Source organism: Streptomyces atriruber (genome assembly GCF_001418325.1).
Classification (GTDB): domain Bacteria; phylum Actinomycetota; class Actinomycetes; order Streptomycetales; family Streptomycetaceae; genus Streptomyces; species Streptomyces atriruber.
On record NZ_LIPN01000400.1, the window covers coordinates 1 to 9171 of the forward strand.

7 protein-coding genes are annotated in these 9171 nt (G+C 69.9%); all 7 read left to right on the forward strand.

The features are described 5' to 3' along the window. Window positions 1–1010: Holliday junction branch migration DNA helicase RuvB (ruvB, locus tag AOK03_RS33630; protein WP_055569169.1), on the forward strand; the 1010-nt coding region annotated here is incomplete at its 5' end. 197 nt (window positions 1011–1207) lie between these two features. Continuing rightward, window positions 1208–1669, forward strand: a complete 462-nt coding sequence (gene yajC / locus AOK03_RS33635) for a preprotein translocase subunit YajC (RefSeq protein ID WP_055569170.1) — start codon at window positions 1208–1210, stop codon at window positions 1667–1669. A 162-nt stretch (window positions 1670–1831) separates the two neighbouring features. Beyond that, window positions 1832–3604 carry a protein translocase subunit SecD gene (secD, locus tag AOK03_RS33640; protein ID WP_055569174.1) on the forward strand — a complete coding sequence of 591 codons (1773 nt, stop codon included), beginning with the start codon at window positions 1832–1834 and terminating at the stop codon, window positions 3602–3604. A gap of 1 nt (window position 3605) precedes the next feature. Then, window positions 3606–4727 (forward strand): protein translocase subunit SecF, encoded by a 1122-nt coding sequence (secF, locus tag AOK03_RS33645; protein WP_055569171.1) that lies wholly within the window; start codon window positions 3606–3608, stop codon window positions 4725–4727. Next, window positions 4724–5272 (forward strand): adenine phosphoribosyltransferase, encoded by a 549-nt coding sequence (locus AOK03_RS33650; RefSeq protein WP_055569172.1) that lies wholly within the window; start codon window positions 4724–4726, stop codon window positions 5270–5272. The genes secF and AOK03_RS33650 overlap by 4 nt, the downstream gene beginning before the upstream one ends. Before the next feature lie 295 nt (window positions 5273–5567). Next, a complete protein-coding gene (locus AOK03_RS33655; protein WP_055569173.1) occupies window positions 5568–8108 on the forward strand; it encodes a RelA/SpoT family protein in 2541 nt (846 codons plus the stop codon). A gap of 48 nt (window positions 8109–8156) precedes the next feature. Next, window positions 8157–9171 (forward strand): serine/threonine-protein kinase (locus tag AOK03_RS33660; protein WP_157869149.1); only part of this gene is annotated, 1015 nt, incomplete at its 3' end.

Genomic DNA, 9171 nt, shown 5'->3' on the forward strand with positions numbered 1-9171 from the left:
CCGACGGCGAGGACCAGGCGGTCGAGGCCGCCCTGCGCCCCAAGGACCTGGGCGAGTTCATCGGCCAGGAGAAGGTCCGCGAGCAGCTCGACCTCGTCCTGCGGGCGGCCCGCGCGCGCGGCGCCACCGCCGACCACGTGCTGCTCTCCGGAGCCCCCGGCCTCGGCAAGACGACCCTCTCGATGATCATCGCCGCCGAGATGGGCGCCCCGATCCGCATCACCAGCGGCCCCGCCATCCAGCACGCCGGTGACCTGGCCGCGATCCTCTCCTCCCTCCAGGAGGGCGAGGTCCTCTTCCTCGACGAGATCCACCGGATGTCGCGCCCCGCCGAGGAAATGCTCTACATGGCTATGGAGGACTTCCGCGTCGACGTCATCGTCGGCAAGGGCCCCGGTGCCACCGCCATCCCCCTCGAGCTGCCCCCCTTCACCCTCGTCGGCGCCACCACGCGCGCGGGACTGCTCCCGCCGCCGCTGCGCGACCGCTTCGGGTTCACCGCGCACATGGAGTTCTACGAACCCGCGGAGCTGGAGCGCGTCGTCCACCGCTCCGCCCAGCTGCTCGACGTGGAGATCGACCCGCAGGGTGCCGCCGAGATCGCCGGCCGCTCGCGCGGCACGCCCCGTATCGCCAACCGCCTGCTGCGCCGCGTCAGGGACTATGCCCAGGTGAAGGCCGACGGCGCGATCACCCGGGACATCGCGGGCGCGGCCCTCGCGGTCTATGAGGTGGACGGACGCGGCCTCGACCGCCTCGACCGGGCCGTCCTGGAGGCCCTGCTCAAGCTGTTCGGCGGCGGTCCCGTCGGCCTGTCGACGCTCGCGGTCGCCGTGGGGGAGGAGCGCGAGACGGTCGAGGAGGTGGCGGAGCCCTTCCTGGTACGGGAGGGTCTGCTGGCCCGCACCCCGCGCGGCCGCGTCGCGACGCCCGCGGCGTGGGCGCACCTCGGCCTGGTACCCCCGCGGCAGGCGGGCGGAAAGGGACAACAGGACTTGTTCGGGGCGTGATATCGGCGATGCGGCGCCGAGGCCGAAGGACAACGGCGCGGAGAGTCGACCCCTCAGGAACTGCGGTGCCATGCTGAGCGTTGTTCGTAAGGTGCGGACTCGCTTAGACTCCGCCGATGCCGCCCTTGTAGGGCGGCGTGCCCACCCCCATCCCCATGGCCGTTTATCTGCGCGGCCTGCGAAGGAAACTCCGTCCCGTGAATATCGTGACCCTCCTCCCGTTCATCGTGCTCATCGGGGCCATGTTCCTGATGACCCGCTCGGCCAAGAAGAAGCAGCAGGCCGCCGCGGCGATGCGTAACGAGATGCAGCCCGGCACCGGCATCCGCACGATCGGTGGCATGTACGCGACCGTCAAGGAGGTTCACGACGAAGCCGTCCTCCTTGAGGTGGCCCCCGGTGTCCACGCGGTTTACGCGAAGAACTCGATCGGTGCCGTCCTCGACGACGACGAGTACAACCGCATCGTGCACGGCACCGAGGACGACCTGAACGAGGACGCCCCCGTCGTCCCGGACGACGCCTCCTCCCTGACCGAGACCGACGAGCCCGCCGACGCTTCCGACGACTCGCCCATCGACCTCGGCAAGAAGGACGCGCCCGCCGGGGCCGACGACGCGGAGCCCAAGAAGACCGACGGCGAGTCCGACGCGAAGTAGTCACGACCGGGGCCTGTGGGGCGCACCGCTCGCGCACCACGGGCCCCGGACCACGTGCATTTCGCGCCGAATCTCGACACCACTTCATGGCCGCCCGCCCGGGCTCCCGCACTGCAGGGGGACAGACCGGAGACCGGGCGGTTGGACAGGGAGAACGAGAAGGTGGCAGCACCGAAGAAGGGCCGAAGGCAGAGCGCCCCGGGCAAGCCGGGACGCTCTCTGGTCTTCATCCTGATTGCCCTCGTGGCGCTGACCGGGGGAATGTTCCTTTCCGGGCACACCACGCCGCGCCTGGGCATCGACCTCGCCGGCGGCACGAGCATCACGCTCGAGGCGAAGAACGAGCCCGGCCAGAAGAACGCGATCAACCCGACCAACATGAACACCGCGGTTGACATCATCAACAACCGCGTCAACGGTCTGGGTGTCTCCGAGGCCGAGGTCCAGACCCAGGGCGACAAGAACATCATTGTCAACATCCCCAAGGGTTCGAACGAGAAGCAGGCGCGCGCGCAGGTCGGCACGACCGCTCAGCTCTACTTCCGTCCGGTGATCACACAGACCAGCGGCCAGCCCACGCCCGAGCCCACCCCCAGCTCCTCGTCCGGGACGGACAAGGAGAAGGACAAGGACAAGGCGACGGACAAGGCCACCGACAAGGCGACGGACAAGGCCACGGACGGGAACTCCCCGAGCTCCACTCCGACCTCCCAGGGCCGAGCCGTCAGCGAGGCCCTGAAGGCCGACCCGACGCCGTCCGCCTCGGACAAGGGCAAGGACGGCAAGAAGGACAAGGCGCCTTCTCCGGACCCGGCCACCGCGAAGCTCCAGGAGCAGTTCACCAAGCTGGACTGCACCGACAAGAAGGCGCGCGCCGCGGCCGGCCGCGGCATCAAGCCCTCCGAGCCCACCATCGCGTGCGGCAAGAGCCCCGACGGCAAGACGTGGGACAAGTTCATCCTGGCCCCGGCCGAGCTGAACGGTAAGGACGTCGACGACGCCAAGGCGGCCATCCAGCAGCAGTCCGGTGCCTGGGTGGTCAACATGGAGTTCACCAAGGGCGGCTCGAAGAAGTTCTCGAACGTCACCAGCAAGCTGTCGCAGCAGCAGCCCCCGCAGAACCAGTTCGCGATCGTCCTCGACGGCGAAGTGGCCTCGGCCCCCAGCGTCCGCACGACCCTGAGCTCCAACGCCGAGATCTCCGGCAGCTTCAACCAGGAGTCCGCCAAGGACCTGGCGAACATCCTGTCGTACGGTGCGCTGCCGCTGACGTTCCACGAGCAGAGCGTCACCACGGTCAGCCCGGCCCTCGGCGGCGAGCAGCTCAAGGCAGGCCTGATCGCGGGCGCCATCGGCCTCGCGCTGGTCGTCATCTACCTGGTGCTCTACTACCGCGGCCTCTCCCTCATCGCCATCGCGAGCCTCCTGGTCTCCGCGGCGCTGACGTACACGATCATGACGCTGCTCGGCCCGACCATTAAGTTCGCGCTGAACCTGCCCGCGGTGTGTGGTGCGATCGTTGCGATCGGTATCACGGCGGACTCGTTCATCGTGTTCTTCGAACGCGTACGGGACGAGATCCGTGAGGGCCGCACGCTGCGACCCGCCGTCGAGAGGGGCTGGCCGCGCGCGCGGCGCACGATCCTGGTCTCCGACTTCGTGTCGTTCCTCGCCGCCGCGGTGCTCTTCGTCGTCACGGTCGGCAAGGTGCAGGGCTTCGCGTTCACGCTCGGCCTGACCACGCTGCTCGACGTCGTCGTGGTGTTCTTCTTCACCAAGCCGCTGATGACGCTGATGGCCCGCAAGAAGTTCTTCGCGAGCGGCCACAAGTGGTCCGGTCTCGACCCGCAGCGGCTCGGCGCCAAGCCGCCGCTGCGCCGGTCCCGCCGTACCACTCCTCCCACCGCCGGCCCTGTCGACCCGAAGGAGGCGTGAGATGTCGAAGCTCGGCAATCTCGGCGCCAGGCTCTACCGCGGTGAGGTCGGCTACGACTTCGTCGGCAAGCGCAAGATCTGGTACGGCATCTCGATCCTGATCACCATCACGGCCATCGTCGGCCTGGCGGTGCGCGGCCTGAACATGGGCATCGAGTTCGAGGGCGGCGCCGTCTTCAACACCCCGAAGACCAGTGCCTCGGTCTCCAAGGCCGAAGAGGCCGCGGAGAAGGCGTCCGGTCACGACGCCATCGTCCAGAAGCTGGGTGACGACAAGCTCCGCATCCAGATCGCGGGCGTCGACATCAAGAAGTCCGACCAGATCAAGCAGGACCTCGCCGAGGACCTGCAGGTCAAGGCGGGCGACATCGACGCCGACCTGGTCGGCCCCAGCTGGGGCGACCAGATCGCGAACAAGGCCTGGCAAGGCCTCGCGATCTTCATGGTCCTCGTGGTGATCTACCTGGCCATCGCCTTCGAATGGCGCATGGCTTTGGCGGCACTGATCGCGCTGATCCACGACATCACCATCACCGTGGGTGTCTACGCACTGGTCGGCTTCGAGGTCACCCCGGGCACGGTGATCGGTCTGCTGACCATTCTCGGTTACTCGCTCTACGACACGGTCGTGGTCTTCGACAGCTTGAAGGAGCAGTCGAAGGACATCACCAAGCAGACCAAGTACACCTACAGCGAACTCGCCAACCGCAGCATCAACGGCACCCTGGTGCGTTCCATCAACACCACGGTCGTCGCGCTGCTCCCGGTGGCGGGCCTGCTGTTCATCGGTGGCGGTGCGCTGGGCGCGGGCATGCTCAACGACATCTCGCTGTCGCTGTTCGTCGGCCTCGCGGCCGGTGCGTACTCCTCGATCTTCATCGCCACGCCGCTCGTCGCCGACTTCAAGGAACGCGAGCCGCAGATGAAGGCCCTCAAGAAGCGGGTGCTCGCCAAGCGCGCGGCGGCCGCGGCCAAGGGCGAGTCCGCGGAGGCACCGGAGTCCTTCGACGACGGTGACCCGGAGGACGCCGCCGACGACGCCGCTCCGGCCGTCGTCGGCCCCCGCAGCCAGCCCGCGTCGCGCAACCGCGGCCGGGGACGGCCCTCGGGGAAGCGCCGATGACCGAGCTCGCAGGCGTCACGGAGCTGCTGCTCAGCCGCATCCGTGACGTCCCCGACTACCCGAAGCCGGGCGTGATGTTCAAGGACATCACGCCGCTGCTCGCCGACCCGGCCGCATTCGCCGCGCTCACGGAGACCCTCTCCGACCTCAGTGTGCGGCACGGCGCCACGAAGATCGTCGGCCTGGAGGCCCGCGGCTTCATCCTCGGCGCCCCCGTCGCGCTCCGCGCGGGGCTCGGCTTCATCCCCGTGCGCAAGGCCGGCAAGCTCCCCGGAGCGACGCTCCGGCAAAGCTACGACCTGGAGTACGGCAGCGCCGAGATCGAGGTGCACGCCGAGGACCTCGCCGCGGGCGACCGCGTCATGGTCATCGACGACGTCCTCGCCACCGGTGGCACCGCGGCGGCCTCGCTGGACCTGGTCCGCCGCTCGGGCGCCGAGGTGGCCGGTGTCGCGGTCCTCATGGAGCTCGGCTTCCTCAACGGCCGGCAGAAGCTGGAGCAGGCCCTCGACGGGGCGCCGCTGGAGGCGCTGATCACCGTCTGAGGCGGCTCGCAGGACAGCACGACGGGCGTTCCGGCATCCACCGGGACGCCCGTCGTCGTTTCGGCCGGTTCCCGCTCTGGACGGCCCTGCCGGGGAGCGGCGCCGGTGTTCCGGGTGCCCTCTGGGGCGGCCGCGGGACCGGAGCGGCGGCTTCGGGGGAATCCGGCGTCCGTCCCTCGCGTTTCTCCAGTACAGAGCCGTCTCACCGGCCGAAGGCGAGCCGACGGCCCAGGATCGATACCATGGACTCTTCGGGGCCTGTCCGGGGGACCCCGATCGCGCACAGGGAGCGCTCTTGCCAGACGAGTCCCAGCCACTCACCGCCGCCAAGGCCGCCCAGCAGGGCAAGGAGGCCTCGGCCGGATCCGTGGCGCCCGCGAAGAAGGCCGCGGGCGCGCCGGGCGGCACGTCCGCGCAGCGCGCCCAGGGAGAGGTCTCCCGGGGCGACAAGCCGGCCGAGCAGCCCCGCCCGAAGCCGCCTGCGGACCACCATCCGACGGCCCCCGCGATCCGGCCCGCCACCGGCCAGCCCGCGCGTTCCGGTTCCTCCAACCGCGTGCGGGCCCGGCTCGCGCGGCTCGGCGTCCAGCGCTCGAACCCGTACAACCCCGTCCTGGAGCCCCTGCTGCGCATAGTGCGCAGCAACGACCCCAAGATCGAGACGTCGACGCTCCGCCAGATCGAGCGGGCGTACCAGGTCGCGGAGCGCTGGCACCGCGGCCAGAAGCGCAAGAGCGGCGACCCGTACATCACGCACCCCCTCGCCGTGACGACCATCCTCGCCGAGCTCGGCATGGACCCGGCCACCCTGATGGCCGGGCTCCTGCACGACACCGTCGAGGACACCGAGTACGGCCTGGACACCCTCAAGCGCGACTTCGGCGACCAGGTCGCCCTGCTCGTCGACGGCGTCACCAAGCTGGACAAGGTCAAGTTCGGCGAGGCCGCGCAGGCCGAGACCGTGCGCAAGATGGTCGTCGCCATGGCCAAGGATCCCCGCGTCCTGGTCATCAAGCTCGCCGACCGCCTGCACAACATGCGCACGATGCGGTACCTCAAGCGCGAGAAGCAGGAGAAGAAGGCCCGCGAGACGCTGGAGATCTACGCTCCGCTGGCGCACCGCCTGGGCATGAACACCATCAAGTGGGAGCTGGAGGACCTCGCCTTCGCGATCCTCTACCCCAAGATGTACGACGAGATCGTGCGGCTGGTCGCCGAGCGCGCCCCCAAGCGCGACGAGTACCTGGCCATAGTGACCGACGAGGTCCAGGCCGACCTGCGCGCCGCCCGCATCAAGGCGACCGTCACCGGCCGCCCGAAGCACTACTACAGCGTCTACCAGAAGATGATCGTCCGCGGCCGTGACTTCGCGGAGATCTACGACCTGGTGGGCATCCGCGTCCTCGTCGACACGGTCCGCGACTGCTATGCCGCACTCGGCACGGTCCACGCGCGATGGAACCCGGTCCCCGGCCGGTTCAAGGACTACATCGCGATGCCGAAGTTCAACATGTACCAGTCGCTGCACACGACGGTCATCGGCCCCAACGGCAAGCCCGTCGAGCTCCAGATCCGTACGTTCGACATGCACCGCCGCGCCGAGTACGGCATCGCGGCGCACTGGAAGTACAAGCAGGAGGCCGTCGCCGGTGCCTCCAAGGTGCGCACCGACGTGCCGAAGAAGGCCGGTGGCAAGGACGACCACCTCAACGACATGGCGTGGCTGCGCCAGCTCCTGGACTGGCAGAAGGAGACCGAGGACCCCAGCGAGTTCCTGGAGTCGCTGCGCTTCGACCTCTCGCGCAACGAAGTCTTCGTGTTCACCCCGAAGGGCGACGTCATAGCGCTCCCCGCGGGCGCCACCCCCGTCGACTTCTCGTACGCGGTGCACACCGAGGTCGGCCACCGCACCATAGGGGCGCGGGTCAACGGCCGCCTCGTACCGCTCGAATCGACGCTGGACAACGGCGACCTGGTGGAGGTCTTCACCTCCAAGGCGGCCGGTGCGGGCCCGTCCCGCGACTGGCTCGGCTTCGTCAAGTCGCCGCGGGCGCGCAACAAGATCCGCGCGTGGTTCTCCAAGGAGCGCCGCGACGAGGCCATCGAGCAGGGCAAGGACGCCATCGCGCGCGCCATGCGCAAGCAGAACCTGCCGATCCAGCGGATCCTCACGGGCGACTCCCTGGTCACCCTCGCGCACGAGATGCGCTACCCCGACATCTCGTCGCTGTACGCGGCGATCGGCGAGGGCCACGTCACCGCGCAGTCCGTCGTGCAGAAGCTCGTCCAGGCGCTCGGCGGCGAGGAGGCGGCCAACGAGGACATCGCCGAGAGCGCGCCGCCCTCGCGCGGCCGCAGCAAGCGCCGCTCGAACGCCGACCCGGGCGTGGTCGTCAAGGGCGTCGAGGACGTGTGGGTCAAGCTGGCCCGCTGCTGCACGCCCGTGCCCGGCGACCCCATCATCGGCTTCGTCACGCGCGGCAGCGGCGTATCGGTTCACCGCAGCGACTGCGTGAACGTGGACTCGCTCTCGCGCGAACCCGAGCGGATCCTCGAGGTCGAGTGGGCGCCTACCCAGTCCTCGGTCTTCCTGGTCGCCATCCAGGTCGAGGCCCTGGACCGCTCCCGCCTCTTGTCGGACGTCACGCGCATCCTCTCGGACCAGCACGTGAACATCCTGTCGGCGGCCGTGCAGACCTCCCGCGACCGCGTCGCCACCTCCCGCTTCACCTTCGAGATGGGCGACCCCAAGCACCTGGGGCACGTGCTGAAGGCGGTCAGGGGAGTGGAGGGTGTCTACGACGTGTACCGGGTGACGTCGGCGCGCCGCCCGTGAGGCCCTCGTGAACTAGCCTGATCCCGGGCCTGGTTCACGGGAGAGGGCATGACGCGAGGCGAACTGGTCGACGGGCGCTACCGGTTGACGGAGCTCCTGGGACGCGGCGGCATGGGCGAGGTCTACGAGGCCGAGGACGTGCAGTTGGGCCGCCGCGTCGCGGTGAAGCTCCTGACGTCCGTCAGGGGCATGGCACCGGGCGGCGAGGAACTGGACCGGTTCCGGCGGGAGGCCCGCGCGATGGCGCGGATCGTGCACCCCGGGGTCATCGCGCTGTACGACAGCGGACTGCACCGGGGAGCCGCGTACCTGGTGATGCAGATCCTCGACGGGCGCAGCCTCGGCCACCTCGTCGCGGCCACGGGCCAGTTGTCGGCCCGGGCCGCCTGCTGGATCGGACTGAGCATGGCGGAGGCGCTCGCCGCCGCGCACCAGGCCGGGGTGATGCACCGGGACATCAAGCCCTCGAACGTCAGCCTCACCCGGGACGGCCGCGTCGTGCTGCACGACTTCGGTCTCGCCCGCCTCGCGGGCGAACAGGCGATCACGGCGACCGGGGTGGTCCTCGGCTCCCCGCAGTTCATGGCGCCGGAGGCCATGAAGGGCGCACGCGCGGACGCGGCGGCCGACCTCTACGGGCTCGGGGCCTGCATGTACTTCATGCTCACGGGCGAGAGTCCGCTCGGCCCCGCCGTCGACGTGGGGGCCGTCGTGGAGCGGGCGCTGGGCACCGGTATTCCGAGTCTGGTCGGCCGCTCTCCCGGAATACCCCCCGAACTGGCCCGACTGGTCGACCGGTTGTGCACACAGGACCCCGCGGGACGGCCGCGCGACGCGGCGGAGGTGGCGGAGGCGCTCGGTGCGCTGAGCACCGGTGGTCAGGAAGTGGTGCGCAGCAGCCTCGCCGCGCTCCTGAGGGACGAGGCCGTACGGCTGGCCCGGGGCGTACGGCTGAAGAAGGGCCCCGAGTACGCGTGGGAGGAGGACGCGGTGCCTGCCCCGCGGACCGCGGACTCCACGGCGGACGCCGAGCCCGCCCCGCCCCTCCTCCCCGGCACCGGCC